18 protein-coding genes and 1 tRNA gene are annotated in these 17,559 nt (G+C 51.6%); 10 read left to right on the top strand and 9 right to left on the bottom strand.

Annotated features, from left to right (window positions below; all coding sequences use genetic code 11):
• Window positions 1–18 precede the first annotated feature (18 nt).
• Genes ACQY6I_RS19645 through ACQY6I_RS19625 form a run of 5 tightly spaced genes read right to left on the bottom strand, consistent with a single transcriptional unit; the run spans window position 19 to window position 4,408 of the window.
• Entirely contained in the window at window positions 19–1,023 is a 1,005-nt protein-coding gene (locus ACQY6I_RS19645; RefSeq protein WP_428243211.1) for a sll0787 family AIR synthase-like protein, read from the bottom strand.
• Between the two features lie 29 nt (window positions 1,024–1,052).
• Entirely contained in the window at window positions 1,053–1,670 is a 618-nt protein-coding gene (locus tag ACQY6I_RS19640; protein ID WP_428243210.1) for an MSMEG_0567/Sll0786 family nitrogen starvation N-acetyltransferase, read from the bottom strand.
• A 38-nt stretch (window positions 1,671–1,708) separates the two neighbouring features.
• Window positions 1,709–2,905 (bottom strand): MSMEG_0568 family radical SAM protein, encoded by a 1,197-nt coding sequence (locus ACQY6I_RS19635; protein WP_428243209.1) that lies wholly within the window; start codon window positions 2,903–2,905, stop codon window positions 1,709–1,711.
• Complete coding sequence (locus ACQY6I_RS19630) at window positions 2,865–3,911, bottom strand: Nit6803 family nitrilase (protein WP_428243208.1); 1,047 nt, start codon at window positions 3,909–3,911, stop codon at window positions 2,865–2,867. Before ACQY6I_RS19630 ends, ACQY6I_RS19635 begins: the two co-directional genes overlap by 41 nt.
• Window positions 3,912–3,925: 14 nt before the next feature.
• A complete protein-coding gene (locus ACQY6I_RS19625; RefSeq protein WP_428243207.1) occupies window positions 3,926–4,408 on the bottom strand; it encodes an MSMEG_0572/Sll0783 family nitrogen starvation response protein in 483 nt (160 codons plus the stop codon).
• A gap of 36 nt (window positions 4,409–4,444) precedes the next feature.
• Here ACQY6I_RS19625 and ACQY6I_RS19620 point away from each other — a divergent pair, with 36 nt between their 5' ends.
• A complete protein-coding gene (locus ACQY6I_RS19620; protein ID WP_428243206.1) occupies window positions 4,445–4,744 on the top strand; it encodes a hypothetical protein in 300 nt (99 codons plus the stop codon).
• A 112-nt stretch (window positions 4,745–4,856) separates the two neighbouring features.
• Complete coding sequence (locus ACQY6I_RS19615; RefSeq protein ID WP_428243205.1) at window positions 4,857–6,257, top strand: PLP-dependent aminotransferase family protein; 1,401 nt, start codon at window positions 4,857–4,859, stop codon at window positions 6,255–6,257.
• 566 nt (window positions 6,258–6,823) lie between these two features.
• Here the strand turns inward: ACQY6I_RS19615 and ACQY6I_RS19610 are convergent.
• Window positions 6,824–6,900, bottom strand: a tRNA-Arg gene (locus tag ACQY6I_RS19610).
• A 370-nt stretch (window positions 6,901–7,270) separates the two neighbouring features.
• Here ACQY6I_RS19610 and ACQY6I_RS19605 point away from each other — a divergent pair.
• Entirely contained in the window at window positions 7,271–7,687 is a 417-nt protein-coding gene (locus ACQY6I_RS19605) for a c-type cytochrome (RefSeq protein WP_428243204.1), read from the top strand.
• 104 nt (window positions 7,688–7,791) lie between these two features.
• On the opposite strand, the gene ACQY6I_RS19600 is transcribed toward ACQY6I_RS19605, so the two are convergent.
• Together ACQY6I_RS19600 and rep are read right to left on the bottom strand one after the other, a co-directional pair.
• Window positions 7,792–8,016: a hypothetical protein gene (locus tag ACQY6I_RS19600; RefSeq protein ID WP_428243203.1), complete on the bottom strand. Its 225-nt coding sequence runs from the start codon at window positions 8,014–8,016 to the stop codon at window positions 7,792–7,794.
• Window positions 8,017–8,168: 152 nt separating this feature from the next.
• Complete coding sequence (rep, locus tag ACQY6I_RS19595; protein ID WP_428243202.1) at window positions 8,169–10,193, bottom strand: DNA helicase Rep; 2,025 nt, start codon at window positions 10,191–10,193, stop codon at window positions 8,169–8,171.
• A 253-nt stretch (window positions 10,194–10,446) separates the two neighbouring features.
• On the opposite strand from rep, the gene ACQY6I_RS19590 reads away from it, so the two are divergent.
• The 7 genes from ACQY6I_RS19590 (at window position 10,447) to ACQY6I_RS19560 (ending at window position 16,767) form a co-directional block, all read left to right on the top strand.
• Window positions 10,447–12,084, top strand: coding sequence for a putative bifunctional diguanylate cyclase/phosphodiesterase (locus ACQY6I_RS19590; protein WP_428243201.1), 1,638 nt, complete (start codon window positions 10,447–10,449; stop codon window positions 12,082–12,084).
• A 90-nt stretch (window positions 12,085–12,174) separates the two neighbouring features.
• The gene (gene pepD, locus ACQY6I_RS19585; RefSeq protein ID WP_428243200.1) at window positions 12,175–13,626 is read left to right on the top strand and encodes a beta-Ala-His dipeptidase; all 1,452 of its coding nucleotides are present in this window, start codon (window positions 12,175–12,177) and stop codon (window positions 13,624–13,626) included.
• Window positions 13,627–13,660: 34 nt separating this feature from the next.
• A complete protein-coding gene (locus ACQY6I_RS19580; protein WP_428243199.1) occupies window positions 13,661–14,113 on the top strand; it encodes a YaiI/YqxD family protein in 453 nt (150 codons plus the stop codon).
• A gap of 104 nt (window positions 14,114–14,217) precedes the next feature.
• Window positions 14,218–14,886, top strand: a complete 669-nt coding sequence (locus ACQY6I_RS19575) for an outer membrane beta-barrel protein (protein WP_428243198.1) — start codon at window positions 14,218–14,220, stop codon at window positions 14,884–14,886.
• A gap of 3 nt (window positions 14,887–14,889) precedes the next feature.
• Window positions 14,890–15,513, top strand: a complete 624-nt coding sequence (locus ACQY6I_RS19570) for a hypothetical protein (protein ID WP_428243197.1) — start codon at window positions 14,890–14,892, stop codon at window positions 15,511–15,513.
• 294 nt (window positions 15,514–15,807) lie between these two features.
• On the top strand, window positions 15,808–16,158 hold the full coding sequence (locus ACQY6I_RS19565; protein ID WP_428243196.1) for a hypothetical protein: 351 nt from the start codon (window positions 15,808–15,810) through the stop codon (window positions 16,156–16,158).
• A 198-nt stretch (window positions 16,159–16,356) separates the two neighbouring features.
• Entirely contained in the window at window positions 16,357–16,767 is a 411-nt protein-coding gene (locus ACQY6I_RS19560) for a hypothetical protein (protein WP_428243195.1), read from the top strand.
• Window positions 16,768–16,955: 188 nt separating this feature from the next.
• Here the strand turns inward: ACQY6I_RS19560 and ACQY6I_RS19555 are convergent.
• Window positions 16,956–17,559, bottom strand: a 604-nt coding sequence (locus tag ACQY6I_RS19555) for a HEPN domain-containing protein (RefSeq protein ID WP_428243194.1), incomplete at its 5' end; no start/stop codon positions are given.

Here is a 17,559-nt window from a genome sequence, read left to right as displayed (position 1 = left end):
GCAGGGTGTTATCTGGTGTTAGGTGAATCCGGTCAGACTGGTGTCTTTGAGGTTGTAGAAGCACTGCTGTTGGCCGCGCCAACTGACTTCCAGGGTTTGGCTGTCGGTCATATGGCCGATGACAGTGGCGCAGATATCCCGCTCAGAAAATGTGGCCAGCAGTTGCGGCAATCGCTCCGCATCGGTGGTGAGCAGATAGCCGAAACTGGGGAAAGCACAGAGCCAGTCTGATAGCTCAACCTGGGTGGGCACTGGCAGCTGTTCCAGTAACACTTCGGCCCCACACCCAGAGCTTTCCAGCAGCATGATGCAGGTACCCAGCAGGCCCGCCTGACTGATGTCCTTGCAGGCATCGGCCAGTTGTTGCTCGGCGATCAAGGGCAATAACTCCATGTCACCTCGCAGTCGTTCAGCCGGTGCGCTGGTCGCCGCGTTCCAGTTCAGGCTTCCATGCTGGAACTGGCCACGATGGTCGATGGCGGCCACGATTTTCTGACCTGGTTTGGCAGCAAAAGCGCTTAATAGTCGTTTGGCGTGTCCCATAATCGATACCGCGAGATTGGCGTGCATTGAACGTAGATTGGTATGCCCACCGACAATCGGGACCCCCAGGTGTGACGAAGCATCGCGCATGCCTCGCATCAATTCGGATAGCCATTGCTCGTGTTCCGGCTGGTGGGCATCACACCAGAGCGCATCGACGACTGCCGTTGGTCGTCCGCCCATGGCTGCGATGTCGCTGCAGTTCACCATGACGCTGCACCAACCGGCAAACCAGGGCTGTTTGCGCACCAATTCTCCTTGCATACCTTCAATAGCGAGTAGCTGATAACCATGTTCGCCCCGTGGACCAAGTGGTATGGCCGCAGCGTCATCGCCATTGCGATGCCAGTTGGCAGGCAGTTGCGGCAGGTGTTGGCTGATACTGGCGATATCCTGCTTGAGGTTGATGCCACCGCGTTGTGACACCTGCTCCAGCAGGTCAGATAGCGATAACTGGGGTGGTTTCATCATCATGTTCATGGCCTGGTCTCTCAATGCTGTGCTGATCTCTATGACATTGTTACGGCGATGCCGGTTGTTTCGGTTTGATGATGGATACTGTCCAACAGCCCGGGCCAGACGCGGGTCGCTTTATGTTGCTTGCGAGCTTTCAGCACAAAACCGCTGTTGGGAGTAAAACAGGGCGGGTAAGCACTTAGGTCGGCCTCCATAATGGCGTGCTTCATTCCCAGAATATGGCGGTAGTCGCGGGTCTGCCAGTTGAGTCGTTTGAACAGAGGTTCGTTCTGGACCTGTACGGTGGCCATAAAACAGTTGCAGCCAAGTGCGTGGGCGCTGCTGACCGCGAGTCTGATCAGAGTGGAGCCCAGTAGCCCCTGGGATCTGAACGCCGGATCGACCGCCAGCCGTGAGCCATACCAGAGGTCATCGCTGTCAGGACCTTGGCGATGAATCCGCACTGTGCCTACGACTTGCTGGTGCCAGCCACCGTGATTGCCCAGTGCTACCAGTGTGTGCGCATGGCTGTCGATGGCATCGCGGTCATCATTTTCGAACAGGTGCTGTTCTTCGCAGAACACCTTGCGGCGCAGCGCATGGGCTTGTTTGATTTCCCAGTCCAGCGTTGTCCATTTAATGGTGTAATCCGAATAATGCGGATAGTTCATGGCGGATTCCTCGTTCAGATGTTTGTGCACGTGAATGGTTAGTTACAGGCACCAGATAACCTCACAGGGCTGGTTTCGATTCGCCTGGAAGATGCATCCTCGACCAGGCCAGCTTCCCGGGCTGCGGCTTTTTCATACTCTGATAGAGTTGAGCAAGCGCCGCACTTGCTGCACCCGGCTTTGCCGGTATCTGAGGTCATACCGGCGTCGAACAGTGCCTTGCCCAGCGGTTTGAGGATACTTTCCATAAACTCCGGGGATGGCGATGGATGATCTTCCAGCGGTGTTCCCCGAATTGGCACAAAGGGCACCACAAATGGATACACGCCGATTTCGATCAAGCGTTGGCTGACCTCCAGAATGAATTCCCGGCGGTCGCCGAGTCCGGCCAGAATGTAGGTGCTGACCTGACCTCGGCCGAATACCACCACGGCCTGCTTAAAGGCTTCGATGTAGTCTTCCAGAGTATCCTCCGCCTTGCCGGGCAGGATCTCTTCGCGAAGTTTCTGGTCCAGGACTTCGATGTGTATGCCCAGGCTATCGATGCCGGCGTCTTTCATCACCTGATACCAGCTGGGATCTTTCGGTGGTTCGCACTGGCCCTGAATCGGAATGTTCACCACCGCTTTGATCGCACGCGCGCTGTCGGCCATGACTTTGGCGCCACGGTCAGGTGTTGCGGGTGTGCCGGTGGTCATGATCATCTGACTGACGCCATCGAGTTCGACCGCAGCTCTGGCGACCTCGGCGAGCTGTGCCGGCGTTTTTTCGGCAATGGTGCGACCGGCACGTAGTGATTGGCCGATCGAGCAAAACTTGCAGGCTTTCCTACGGCTTTCGTAGCGTATGCAGGTCTGTAAAATCGTGGTGGCCAGAACATCCCTGCTGTGCAATGTGGCGATGTGTGAATAGGGCACACCGTCGGCGGTCTGGCCGCTGTAGAACTGTGGTTCGCTGGTAAAGCTGACATTTTTTAATGGAATCAGCTGGGCGTCAGTCTGTTGTACAATTTGTTCGCCGTCCTTTAGCGACTCGACTTCGAACGGGGATTCCCAGGCTGATTCGGTATAGATCGGCACCATTACGGTGGTGCCATCCACTGTGACGGCCTGATGATCTGACGGACCGGCGCCACCACGACGTGCGACATGACGTTGATCGGGGCGAGTCAGTCGTAAGCCACGGGTTTGCAGCTCAGTAATCAAGCGTTGGGGTGATTCGATAGCCTGATTCATGCTCTTCTCCTCCGGCCTCTGAGAACTGGGGTTGAGTGGGGGTGGATTGATGACTGGCCTGTTCAAACAGTGCTTGTTGGTAAGCTGTAGGCTGATCGTTGATCGCCAGGCGCAGTAGCTCTGGACGGGCATAGTGTCCGACTGAATCCATCATGCGTTTACGTTTGGTGATGAGTTTGAAGTCGAGATCAGCGACGACCATGCCTTCACCTTCGGTTCGTGCCGGGGCGAGATGTTTGCCTTCTGGCGAGATGATTGCTGTGTTGCAGCCGTCCCGCAGCGCCTGTTGCAGTTTCTCGTCCGGAGTGATGGATTCGATCTGTTCGTCCCTGAGCCACCCGGTCGCGTTGACCACAAAACAGCCAGACTCCAGTGCGTGGTGGCGAATAGTGGCTTCTATCTGATCGCCAAAGACTGGTCCAACCAGTGAACCCGGAAACTGGCTGCAATGGATTTGCTCGTGCTGTGTCATCAAGGCATAACGTGCCAGCGGGTTGTAGTGTTCCCAGCAGGCCAGTGCGCCGATGCGACCGACATGGGTGTCAGCGACTTTCAGGCCAGCAGCATCACCCTGACCCCAGATCATTCGTTCGTGATAGGTTGGAGTGATCTTGCGGCGCTTCAGTACCAGTTGACCATCGGCGTCAAAAATAAGTTGAGTGTTGTAGAGGCTGCCGTGATCGCGCTCGTTGATACCCAGAACCACTACCATGCTGTGCTTGCGGGCGCGTTCCGCCACCGCATTTGTGATTGGACCGGGTACCACTACGGCTTCATCGTAGAGGCGTAAATGCTCAGCACCACATTGCACTGCTGGCAGGACGAAAGAAAAATATGGATACCAGGGCACGAAGGTTTCCGGGAATACGATCAGCTCCACGCCGCGGGCAGCGGCTTCGTCCATCGCATTGAGTACATTGGCCAGCGTGCCGTTGGCGCTCCGAAGATCCGGAGCGATCTGAACGGCCGCGGCCCGCACCGTCTTGTGGTTGTCACGGTAAGACATGGGCCGCGTACTCCTTATAGCGTCCAGGTGTCGATGATCACTGCGTTGTCACGCATGTGCAGCAGTTTCAGATCCATCACGTCGAGCGGATTGATCGGTGTAATCCCTTCAACCAGTGATGGTTCACCGTGACCGTAAAGAGCCTGCAGGGCAAAGCGGCAGCAGTAAACTTTACCGCCCTCGGCCATGAATTTTTTCAGCTGGTTGGCATAGTTCTGGTGACCGGGGAATGCTTCATCACCCAAGGTTGGGAAGCCACGCTGGAGACCCAGCGTTACACCCGGTCCGTACAGTAGAATGGAAGTCTCGTAACCTTTGCGCAGCAAGCGCGTGGCTTGCAGCATGTTGACCAGGCCAATCGAGCCTTCGAAAGCGACAGTGTGAAAAGTGACCAGTGCTTTTTCACCGTCACGGGCCTTTACGTCTTCAAATACTTTTTCTTCGTAATCCACGAAAAAATCGCCGTCTTTATGTTGTGGCTGAGTCACTGTAGGCATGTTTCTGCTCCTCGATAGTGTGGGAAGACCGCATACTTGTTTTTTGCTGATGCAATCAATTTGTGCAATCAATGTGGAGCAATCAAGGGGCCAATTTGGAATTTAATGATTGCAATCAATAAGCAATCAATCAGGTTTTTAGAATCTTTCAAAGATGAAAATAATTTTTATTTTGATCAAAAAGCAATCAATACCCGATCAATTCGGTCGGATTTTTTGCACTATGAATGTGCTTACAGGGCAGAGTATGCGCTGATAAAATGCCAGCTTTATGCAAAATGGTTATATGGTTTGGTTTTAGTCTTTGGCAAAATGATGACTCGTGCAATCATCTGAAAATTGATTGCATTGCCTGGGCTCGACAGAGCCTGTCATTATTCTTGGAATGGATCGCTGCCGTACTATCCGCTTTGTCCTATCCATCAAGTTCTATCTGGATCGAACCATCATGAAAAATACTGAATTGGCACGCTGGGCCCGCCGTCTGAAAAATAGCCAGGGTATTCCCATCTATAGATTGATTGCTGATCTGATCGGTGAAGATGTGGATAGCGGGCGTTTGCAGCCGCGGGATCGGCTGCCGCCACTGAGGGACCTGGCGGAAGCCACCGGGATTAATTACACCACGGCGGCACGTGCCTATCAGGAAGCCAAAACCCGTGGCCTGATCGACTCACATCCTGGCTCTGGTACTTTTGTAATAGGCAAGACCGCCACAGTTCGTCCAAGTCATGGCAGTTACGAAATGACTATGAATCTGCTGGTGGAGCCGGCAATACCGACTCTGGTTGAGCAAATACGCGATAGCGCTCTTGGAGTGATTGCCCAGCGCGATCTGTATTCCATGCTGCGTTATCAGGCGTTTGGTGGTACGCGGGAAAACCGCGAAGCGGCGCTGTTGTGGCTGGATCAGCGTCTTTCCAACCCACAATTGGAACAAGTGATGATTTGCCCGGGAATTCATTCTGCGCTGGTGGGGTTAATGAGTATGCTGGTGGAGAAACATCAGGTGCTGTGCGTAGAAAGTCTGGCTTACCCTGGAATCAAGGCGATTGCTGCGCATCTGGGTATTCAGCTGCATTCGCTGGAGCGAGATAACGATGGACCATTGGTGCGCCCGTTTGAAGAAATCTGCAAACAGGGCTGCGTTGGTGCTATCTATCTAAATCCGACCATTCACAATCCGACCACTGTCACCATGAGCAAAAATCGTCGCGAAGCCATCGCCGACGTATGTCTGCGTTACAGCATTCCCATCATTGAGGACGAAGCCTACACCATACTGGCAGAGCAGGCTCCGATCAGTTTTGTTGAACTGGCGCCAGAGCTGAGCTGGTATATCACCGGTACTTCCAAGTGTTTTGGTCCGGGAGTACGTTCTGCCTTTCTGCACTCGCCAGGCAGGCGTCAGCATCAGAGGCTAGCTGCAGCAATGCGGGCGTTGCATGTGATGTCGAGTCCATTGACTGATGCTCTTGTGACCCAGTGGATACTGGATGGCAGTGCGGACCAGATGGTGAAAAGCATTCGACGTGAATCCATTGCCCGTTTGCGTTTAGCGGAAGAGCAACTGGGCAAACGGATGATTCGAAGTGCTGAAGGTGCTTTTCACCTATGGCTGGATATTCCCAAAAGCTCCGAGTGGAATCCGTCAGAACTGGCGGTAGAGCTTCGCCAACTGGGTGTTAGTGCGGTCTCCAGTGCCGCTTTCTCGACAGACAATAATCCGCCCAATGCAGTACGACTCTGTTTTGGTGGGCCAATTAGCCGTGACCAATGGCAAGAAAACCTGCAACAGGTTGCCGATTTGATCGAGCAGCCTAGTTATCTTTGTACCGGCATACATTGAGAAGAACGGGCGTGCTAAAGAGTGCTTGTGAGGTGTTGGGGTTGTGTTCATCGGATGGACCCGAGTGCTGTCCTGCACTCGTCCGCGTTGCGGCGCTGTGCGGTCCAAAACGCTCCTGCGTTTTGTCGAACCTGACTGAGCGTCTCGTCCGACTCAGGCAGTCTATAGTCCAAAAAACCCGCTTGAGCTGGGGTGATGGTCGGTGCTTGTGAGGTGTTGGGGTTGTGGTCATCGGATGGACCCGAGTGCAGTCCTGCACTCGTCCGCGTTGCGGCGCTGTGCGGTCCAAAACGCTCCTGCGTTTTGTCGAACCTGACTGAGCGTCTCGTCCGACTCAGGCAGTCCATAGTCCAAAAAACCCGCTTGAGCTGGGGTGATGGTCGGTGCTTGTGAGGTGCTGGGGTTGTGGTCATCGGATAGACCCGAGTGCTGTCCTGCACTCGTCCGCGTTGCGGCGCTGTGCGGTCCAAAACGCTCCTGCGTTTTGTCGAACCTGACTGAGCGTCTCGTCCGACTCAGGCAGTCCATATACCAAAAAACCCGCTAAAAGCGGGTTCTTTGGTATATGGCCCGCCCGAGAGGATTCGAACCTCAGACCTCTGCCTCCGGAGGGCAGCGCTCTATCCAGCTGAGCTACGGGCGGGTAATGTTGAACAGTTTAACGTCGGTTCGTTGACGGTCTCAGTCTTTTTATGTGCTGAATCGAGTGAGTGTTCGGTCCAGTCGTTCCACCGGCTGAGCTAGGGGTGGGTGTCTCGATCGTTTGCAGGTGATCGAGGGGGCGTATTGTAGCGATTGTGTGGTTGATGTCCATAAGGCATTTTATTTCAGTGACTTATATTCGGGGTTTTGGTGGTTTGGGGACTTTTTCATGGACTTGGATGGGGTAAAAAAACCCTAAAGTCGGTGTTGGTCTGTGTTTCAGTCGTGAGAGGTTGCCGGTATACTCTGCGCACTTTTATTTTCCAGAGCCGGTGACGCCGGTCGGTTTTCCCCGAACGAGAGAGGATGAGATGGTTAGAAAAATCATGCTGTTGGTGGTTACGGCAATTTTGGCAAGTCTAATTCAGGCGGCAACCAGTGATGCTGAGCAGGCATTGATTGATCGGATCAAGCCGGTTGCCAAAGTGTGTGTGCAGGGAGATGACTGTGCGTCTGCAGCGGCAGCAACTGCTTCGGCTGATGAGGCCAAGACGCCTGAGCAGATTTTTCAGTCTACCTGTTTTGCCTGTCACGGTACGGGTGCTGCAGGTGCGCCGAAACTGGGTGACAAGGCTGCCTGGGCACCACGGATTGCACAGGGTGAAGATACTTTGTTGCAACACGCTCTGAATGGTTTCAATGCCATGCCGGCCAGAGGAACCTGTGGTGCATGTTCCGATGATGATATTAAGGGTGTTATTGAATATATGATTTCCAAGGCAGAATAACTGTCTGGTTGCCGGTTCCAGTTCGGGCTGGAACCTCTTCAAACGCTGAAGGCGCGCTCACTGTGCTTTCTGTCCGCCGTCACTGACGGCCATCTTCCCTGCCATTATTTGACTGGCTCACCGTAGACAATTTTGACACTGCGCTGACCTCGGCTGATTTTGTTGGGCATGCCAAACAGGTAGCCGTGTCTTGGGTAGTTTCCGGTCACAGTATAGCTCTCACCGTTTATGACGATACGATCTCCAATGTAGTGCTTGGCCAGTACTTTGTCGGTATGAATTTCTTCCAACTGCTGGTTTTTATACAGTGCTGAGAAATCGTTTAACATGGTGGCGGTCTCGTGCCTGGGCCTGATATCTCTATCGGCAATTGCTCTGAATGCTTGATACTAACCGGTCATTAAATATGCCAGGTCAACCTGGATGCATGACCCTGGACCACAGGTCCAACACTGGTTAATAGTTTAGCGCAGATTTCCCGTTAGTCGTCTAATAGACTGCTCAGACTTTGCAGCGCCGCCAGTCCCTGGGCTCTGTTCTGCTCAGCAGAAATCGCGCCGTCACGGCCGTGCCACTCGAGGTCATCAGGAGGCAGCTCGTCCAGGAAACGGCTGGAGACGCAGTCGATAATTTCACCGAACTGTTTGCGTTTGGCCGCGTAAGTGAGAGTCAGGGTTTTCTGCGCCCGGGTAATGCCCACGTACATCAGTCGCCGTTCTTCTTCGATATCCCCGCTTTCGATGCTGTTGCGGTGAGGCAGCAGTTCTTCTTCCAGGCCGATCATGTACACGTGCGGAAACTCCAGACCCTTAGAAGCATGCAGGGTCATGAGTTGAACGGAGTCGAGCTGGCCTTCCTCTTCCTGGCGTTCCATGAGGTCGCGTAGAATCAATTTGGCAATTGCATCTTCGATGGCAATTTTTTCATCCGTCTCTGGGTCTTCTTTTTCCAGCATGTTGGTAATGGAATCAATCAGCTGATTCACGTTGGACCAACGGCGCTCGGCCATTCCGGCTGAGCCGCTGTCCTGGCGCAGCCAGAATTCGTATTCAATATCCGCAAGCATTTCCCGCAGAATCTGGGCAGGGGCTTCATGGCGATAGACTTTTTCGGCCGTATCTTCCATCCAGCGGACGAACTGTACCAGTTTGTCGGCCGCTTTTTCCGGCAGGTGCAGTCGCAGGCCCATTTCGGAGCAGGCTTTGAACAGACTGGTACCGCGTCCGGCAGCGTAATCGTTGAGTTTTTCCAGGGTGGCCGGCCCAATTTCCCGTCTGGGGGTGTTGATGATACGAAGAAAGGCGGCGTCGTCATCGGGGTTGATAAGCAGGCGAAGATAACCCATGACGTCCTTGATTTCTGCGCGCGAGAAAAACGAGGTACCGCCATTGACGGTATACGGGATCTGATTGGCCTGGAGTTTGATCTCCAGAATCCGGCTCTGGTGATTACCGCGATACAGCACGGCGAAATCCTGATACGGAATTTTCTTCTGCAAGTGAGCAGCCACTATCTCGCTGGCAACCCGTTCGCATTCCGCCTCATCGTTGGCGCAGCGGAAAATTCGGATCGGATCGCCATAGCCCATTTCACTCCACAGGGTTTTGGTAAAGACGTGCGGGTTATTGTCGATGACGGTGTTGGCGGCTTTCAGAATACGACTGGTTGAACGATAGTTCTGTTCCAGTTTGACCACCTTCAGACTGGGGAAGTCAGTTTGCAGCTGTACCAGGTTTTCCGGTCGGGCACCGCGCCAGGCATAAATGGACTGGTCGTCGTCACCCACCACGGTAAAGTCAGCACGTCCGGCGACCAGGTATTTTACCAGCAGATACTGGCTGGTGTTGGTGTCCTGGTATTCGTCCACCAGCAGGTAACGGATACGGTTTTGCCATTTGTGCAGAATATCCGGATGTTGCTGAAACAATAGTGCCGGCAGGCGGATCAGATCATCAAAGTCGGTGGCGTTGTATGCTCCCAGCATCCGACAGTAGGCTTCATACACCTCGGCGGCCATGACGACATTTTCTTCGGTGGCGTAAGACTTTGCCTGTGCTGGGCTGATCAGATCATTTTTCCAGTTACTGATCAGGTGCTGAAAGAAGTCTGCCTGATCCATCTCATTGGGATAATCGGTGGCAATGATATTTTTGATGATGGCCAGGGAGTCCTGCTGATCGAACAGGGTGAAGCCGTTTTTGATGCCAATCGCAGCGCCGTCTTTGCGCAGGATGTTCAAACCCAGGTTGTGGAAGGTTGAGACGATCAGACCACGTGTACTTTTGCCTTTTAACAGCTTGCTGACCCGTTGCTTCATCTCCCTCGCTGCTTTGTTGGTGAAGGTGACTGCTGCAATGTGATGAGCCTTGATGCCGCACTCGCTGATTAAGTAGGCAATTTTCTGTGTTATAACGCTGGTTTTACCGCTGCCAGCACCGGCCAGCACCAGTAACGGACCGCCAATAAAATGGACGGCTTCTTGTTGTCGGCTGTTCAGTCTGCTCAATGGGAAGTCCCTGCGGGTTAAAAGGATTGCGAATTTTAAGAGTTTAGAAGGCTAAAAACAGTGCTACTTTTGCAATGTGTCTTCTAAATGTGTCTGGCAGATTAATTTTAGCGGAAATTAATGGCCGATTTTCTGTATAGTGATTCATCAGTAGTTCATTTTATGAGCTATACCTAAGGAAACTGCTGAAAAACTGATCATGTTTTGAAGCTTTCCTAACATTAAACAACATTTCGTTATTAGGATATCTTGAGTGCCAGTTCTTCCTCAACGAGTTGCTGTTCTGTCTCGCAATGAGGATGTCAGACAGAAGTTGCAAGAGAGTTTTATGGCCTTGGCAGTAGATGTTCAGTGGCTGATGCCGGATGAGACGGTGTCAGCGGATTGTGAACTGCTTATTTGTGAACACCCGAGTAAGGCCCTGTTAAAGAATGATATACCCTGGATTGCATTGGTAGCGGATATTCGCACGGCACAACAGGTACTTGATTGTGGTGCAGGCGGATTTTTGTTGACGGCCCAGCTTGATCTTCCGTTTGTACAGATGCTGCTGACCCGGATCCAACCCTTACAACATCCGCCTAAAAACGGCAACTTGCTGTTATTGCCGGAGTTTTTGGATCGGTTGCAAATGAGCTGCAATAGTGTGCTCATCAGCGGCAGATCAGTGGCATTGATTTGTGTGGATATACGCGAATTTGGTTATATCAATGAGGTGTTTGGTTATCGCCAGGGTGATCACATGCTGGGTCAGGTCGCTGAACGGCTGTTCAGTGTCATACCGGACAATGCTTTCATCAGTCGTATGGCCGGTGATCAGTTTCTGATTACGGTGCCGGATATGAAAGACCGGGTCCGCCTGAATGCACTGTTATTATGGTTGCAGGAATCCATTGCCATGCCGTTTGCGGTGCAGGATCAGGAGTGTGTGTTGCAGAGTTGTATTGGTTACCTGATTTATCCGCAGACCGATGTCGACGCCAATACCCTGATTCGTTATGTGCTGGATACCGTCAAGCAGGCCAAGACCGGGCAGCGCCGGGTACTGGCATTTGGTCAGGGGCTGACCCGCTTGCCAGATCTGACCCTGGATACCGAAATGGTAGAAGGGTTGGCCAAGCAACAGTTTGAATTGTACTTTCAACCCAAGTTTGATCTGCATGCTGGCCATGTCAGTGGCCTGGAGGCACTGGTCCGGTGGAATCATCCAAAATATGGGCAGATTCCACCCGGTGAATTTATTCCCCGGGCGGAACATACTGGATTCATCCAGTCGCTGGGTTTGTGGATTCTGCTAAAGTCCTGCGAGGCTGTTGCCCAGATGCAGGTTCAGGGATTGAGACCACCGCAAATTGCCGTTAATCTGAGTTTTATCCAATTGCGTGATCGGGAGTTTTATAAAAAACTGAGTTCGATGATTTCGCGTCTGGAGATTGATCCTCATTGTATTCAACTGGAACTGACCGAAACATCAGTGATGGAAAACCTGGAAACCGCCCAGGCGGTATTGACGGATATTCATAATCAGGGTGTCAGTATTGCGCTGGATGATTTTGGTACCGGCTTTTCTTCCCTGACTCACATTCATAGCTTTCCGATCTCCACGATCAAAATTGATCGTTCCTTTATTCGTCAGATGCTGGAAAAGGAAAATTCCCGTCATTTAGTCCGCTCTTTGATTAATCTGGCGCATGATCTGAGTCTGACGGTGGTGGCCGAAGGCGTGGAGAGTACCCAGCAACTGGATCTGCTGAAGCAGATGCACTGTGACCACGTACAGGGATTTCTGACCGGTATACCTATGCCATACAACGCGATGGTCCAGATGCTGGCCCGGCAGCCGAAATACGATGATCTGATTCGTTGGTCGGCCGTCGAACCCAGAGCCTGATGCATTCCCGATACCAGTGGCACATCTCGTCACTGGTATCCCGTAGCCGGTCAGTTACAATGGCGCGGTTAATCCGTTACAGAGATTGTTATGAAGCCTGATCATTTTCCCGCCTCTCCGGCACATCTGTTTGAGCATTTTTATCAGTTCAGTCAAATTCCAAGAGCTTCCGGTCAGGAACAGCAGGTTCGTCAATACTGTCTGTCGCTGGCAAAGGAGCGTGGTCTGGAAACCCGGATGGACAGCGCCGGTAATCTGGTCATCTATGTGCCCGCCAGCGCCGGTTTTGAATCCAGGCCGACTGTCATCATTCAGAATCACCTTGATATGGTCACAGTGAAGACCGACGACAAGACACACGATTTTGCCACTGATCCGCTGCAATTGCAGATCACTGATGGCTGGTTGACCGCAGATCGCACCACCCTGGGTGCTGACAATGGTATCGGCTGTGCGGCAGCACTGGCGGTGATGACCGATCCGGAAGTACAGCACCCGGCGCTGGAACTGCTGTTCACCGTCGAAGAGGAAACCGGACTTTTTGGGGCCAGTGGATTGGACGCGACATTATTGTCAGGTACCCGATTGCTGAATCTGGATACCGAGGACTGGGGTGAGTTTTTCATTGGCTGCGCCGGTGGCAAGGGATGGCGTTTGGAACGAACCCTGGACACAGAAGCAGTTCCAGCGGATCACGTTGGCTTGCAACTGGAATTGAAAGGTCTGACCGGTGGTCATTCCGGTATTCAGATCCATCATCAGCTGGGCAATGCCAATAAACTCTTGGCCCAGTGGCTACATCGGGTGCAATCCTCAGATGTCCGTCTGGCAGCTTACCGTAGTGGTGTGGCGCACAATGTGATTTCCAGGGAAGGGCAGCTGGTCATAACTGCACCGCAATCACTGCTTCCGCAGCTGGAGCAATTGAGTCAACAGTTGAGCCGGCAATGGCTGAGCTATCTGCCTGATACGGATCACCATCTTACCCTGACATTGAGCGCGACCGAGATGCCGGAAGCGGTATTGACAGCACCTGCGCAGAAGCTGTTCATTCAGGCATTGCAGCTGTTTCCCCATGGGGCCCAGAGTTATAACCTGCAGCAACCCGCCGATCTGGTGGATCTGAGTGCCAACCTGGCCAAAGTCAGTCTGGATCAGGGCCAATGGTCAATGGATGTGAGTATGCGCTTTTTTAATGCCAAAGAAGCCGAAACACTGGTGGATCATTATATGGCGCTGGCGGAATTGTTTTCTCTGCAGCCCAAAACCCTGCTGGACTATCCCGGTTGGCAGCCGGATTTCGAGAGTGGCTTACTGTTACACGGAAAACAGGTGTATCAGGAAATATTTGGTGCAGAACCTGCGACCAAAGCAATCCATGCTGGCCTCGAATGCGGTATTATCAAGAGCAAAAAACCGGACGTCGATATGCTTAGTTTTGGTCCGACCATCAAGGGCGCGCATTCGCCGACCGAACGACTGAATATTGCAACCGTCGAACCATTCTGGACCTTGCTGCGCGAACTATTGAAAACCCTGTGATGCTCGAACGAGTAGCCAAACAGAAGGAGATATCATGCATATTTGGGTAGATGCTGATGCGGTTCCGAAGGTTATCAAGGAAGTGCTGATCAAGGCATCCATGCGCACCGGACTGGCTCTGACTTTTGTGGCCAATCAACCGGTGGCGACGCCATCGGTACCTCATATTCGCAGTCTGCAGGTGGAAAAAGGTTTCGATATTGCCGATAACGAAATTGTCCGCAGGGCCGAGCCGAACGATCTGGTGATTACCTCGGACATCCCTCTGGCTGCAGAGGTGCTGGAAAAAGGAGCCCATGCTCTGAGCCCGAGGGGTGAACGATTCACCGCCAATACCATCGGTGCCCGTCTGAACATGCGTGACTTTATGGATACCATGCGCGCCAGTGGTGTACCACAACACGGTGGTCCGCCGCCACTGAACCTTCAGGACCGGCAGGAATTTGCCAATCAACTGGATCGCCTGCTGGCGAAAGCGGTTAAATAAAACACTTTGCCTACAACCCGCTGTCCTGACAAAGTCGCCTCTATGGGCCACGAATAATAGGCATCAGCGTTGGGAACATTGTCATAAAAAGGAGAGATATTTAGGTGTCTGAGATCAAAAAATATTCGCTGGTTCTGGGATTATTGATGTTGTCGGTACTGGCGAACGCTGCTGAACGTGGGACTTTCTATGTGTCTGCAGCGTTGAATTATTCCGGTCATTCCGGCACGGCTGTTACTTATGCGACAGTCGATCCGTGTGATTTTGACTGTGTCTTTGAGGATACGATATTAACGCGCTCAGATAGCATGAATCTATCCAGTGGACCAGGCTACGAGTTCCGTGTTGGAACCCACCTGGGGGCCAGGCATCTGCTGTATCTGTCATGGTCGCAGTTTAATTTTGGCGAAGGAGAAACGGATGTTGATCATCGCCTGCGGCTCAATAGTCTTGGCTATCGCTATTATATTTCCCCGCAAACGGGGTCGGGCTACCTGGGTTTCAGTATTGGCAAAGGCGATATTAACTATGCCGAGTCTGATGCCAGTCAGGACAACTCCGAGTCCTGGGGGGCTTATTCCCTGAACCTTGGATATGAAGTAAATCAAAATCTGGATCTGGGGATTTTTTATAACCACCTGTCTACGGACACAGATGAAAACCTATTGCTGATAATTCCAGTGAAGCGTATCGGCACTTACTATGATGTGAACAGCTATGGGATTCAAATCGAATTCAAGCTGTTATCAAGACAACTCTTTGGAGGCAAGTAGCACATGGTGAATAAACTGGTGCTTTTGCTGATTGTCCTGGCTGTGCCATATGGTGTGGCAGCGGACCGAGAAGGGGGATATCTGTCATTCGCTGCAGGTTTGGCGGTACATCGCGGTGACGCGGATTACGATCAACCGCTGGTAACAATGCGCTCTGGCGATGCCTCAGAAAATGAGAATCTGGATCTGTTTCCTGGGCCGGTTTATGAGCTCAAGCTCGGTATGGTTATTAATGCGCATAATCTGGTGTTTTGGAATATGGGGCAGGCTTTTTTCGATCAGGGAACTATCGGGCTGGCCAAGCATTACAGTTACTGGGGGCCTGGTTACCGGCTATATTGGAATGATATGGCACCGTCACCGTACGCGGAAATCGCGATCCACCATGAGTCACTGAATTTCAGTGCCGATAAGGTTAGCGCCGTCAGAGGTGCGGACAGTCGGGAAGGCAGCGGTTACGCATTGGCCGTTGGCTATGAATTCAGCCCCCGTATACAACTGGCGGCGTTCTATCATGTGCTGGATACCAAGTTACAGTATGCCCATGGAACGTTTTACCAGATCTCCAGTATTGGCCTGCGTTGGGAGTACGCGCTGTCGTTACCCTCTCTTTTCAAATTTGATTGACTGACAGGCCTGCCCGCCAACGCAGGCCCTCGATCATCATCGAGACCCTTGAATTTCTGTTTGATCTCAGACACCTCTCCGTCCACCTCTGCTTCGTCGGCATTCCGCAGGCGACCGATTTTTCTGGATACAGCGTCTCCAGACCGAATACCCAGCGAGCGAAATTGACAGAAATGGGCAGTGTGCCTATGTTGATGGGATTTGATGGGACTGAGTGAGTTTGGCGGCTCAGGAAAAAGCGTCTTCTGGATATTTTGTCCGTGGATGTAGAGCTGTTAGTTTTTGAAGGTGAATGTGAAGAAGCTTATCCTAATATCAGCGTTACTTATTTCTTCGAACTTGTATTCGGAAGAGCTTTGCCCTGATCTAGATGTAAAAGTTGAACTAGATCATTGGATGACTGAAGAGGCTTTTGATGATGAGTCGGCTCTTTGGGCACTAAAGCAATTAACGGCAATAGTGACTGATGATATTGATTTAGAATCAGATTTTCTAAAAGATATTGCTCGTCTAAACGTGCTCCAAATACTGGAAGGCTATTTTCTCCGAGTTGAAGCTCATAGGGAAAGAGAAGGTAGTATATTGGATGCAGGATCAACGGTTCGTTACTGTAAATTTTTAGAGCCTGCGGTGTGGGTGGACTAAAACTAACAAAACCGTGTTTCGGATTGGTTTCTGCTCCGCGCCAACCAACCGCAAACGGAAGCGTTACGTTGCGAGGTGAAGTATGAAGCAAGCATCACGGTTCATGCCCAAGTACGAGCCTAGAAAGGCAAGCCTGCACTGATTATCTTTTTCGTCATAGCACTGGCAGTCGTTATTTTTCAGCCTTGGTATTTGCTAGTGTTTGCAGGAATAGCCATATTAGTAATAGCTTGGAGTGCAATAGATCAGCCTAAAGTAGAGAAACATTTCCAAGATTTGTGCAAAGAGCGCAGTGGTTTATCTATCTGTGAATTTGCCAGAGAACTTGATCCAAAGGTCGTAGACACTTGGATTATCCGAGCAGTTTATGAGCAGCTTCAAGCCGCGCTTCCGACTAAGCAACATGTACCAATAAAGGCTTTTGATGATCTGTTCGACACATTGATGCTTGATGAAGATGATCTCGATCTGGATTTAGTTGAGGAAATTGCGCAACGAACTCGCCGAAGTCTTGAGGGCTACAAAAGTAATCCATACTACGGCAAGGTAACAACGGCACGAAACTTGGTGTTATTTTTCAATCATCAGGCACATGCCAGTGCAACGTAACAAGTGGCTGTTGGCGGACGCACCTACGCTGTACCGTAAAGCCAAGCACTTCATAGACTGAGCTTCGATTTATGCTACGAGCTTTAATGGAACAATTCCAAAAAAATATTCCGAATTTCTGGATGCAGATTTACTGAGAGAGGAGTAAGGAAAATAGGAAATCACTGACAAATCGAGACGAATACAATTCAAACCAGTCTGGCCTGACAAATTCTTTCCACCAGCACTTTCAGCTTGATCACTTCCGGTTCCAGATACTTCAATTCTTCCTCTGTAATTTCGTAATGTTCCGAATAACGCGCTTCAACATAAGCTCGTTGCAGGCGGCGGAAACAGCGCCGATGAAATTTACTGTCGAGCGGAAAAATGCCGGTAAAGTCGGAATCAATCTGTATGCAAAAATGTTGGAGCTTTTCGATATTGTGGGTTTTGGGCAGGTAGTTGGAGCAGGTGAGTAGTACGCAGGAATAGAGGCGTTCGGTGGCTTGATGCAGATTGAAGGCTGCTTCATTTATCATCAGTTCCTTAAAGGTATATTGGAAAACCTTGATGCTGGCATTTGCGTTTGCGTGCCACTGATCATAATGCTTCTGCGCAATCTCGCGTTGTTCTGCGTCGGTTAAATTTCCAGGTAGTGCCAGCGGCCTGGGAGTTGCTGCAAACAACTCAATGCCTTCCTCCCGGATATCCTTAAAGAAATAATGACCCTGAATCAGCCGGTTATTCACATCTTCAAGGTCATGCACAATCAACCCAAGCGGCGCAGAGGTGACCTTTCGGCCGATCTGCTCT

Origin of the sequence: Gynuella sp. (assembly GCF_050297175.1) — a bacterium.
Lineage (GTDB): Bacteria > Pseudomonadota > Gammaproteobacteria > Pseudomonadales > Natronospirillaceae > Gynuella.
The sequence above is the reverse complement of the archived record's forward strand: the minus strand, read 5'-3'. Positions and strand labels throughout refer to the sequence as shown.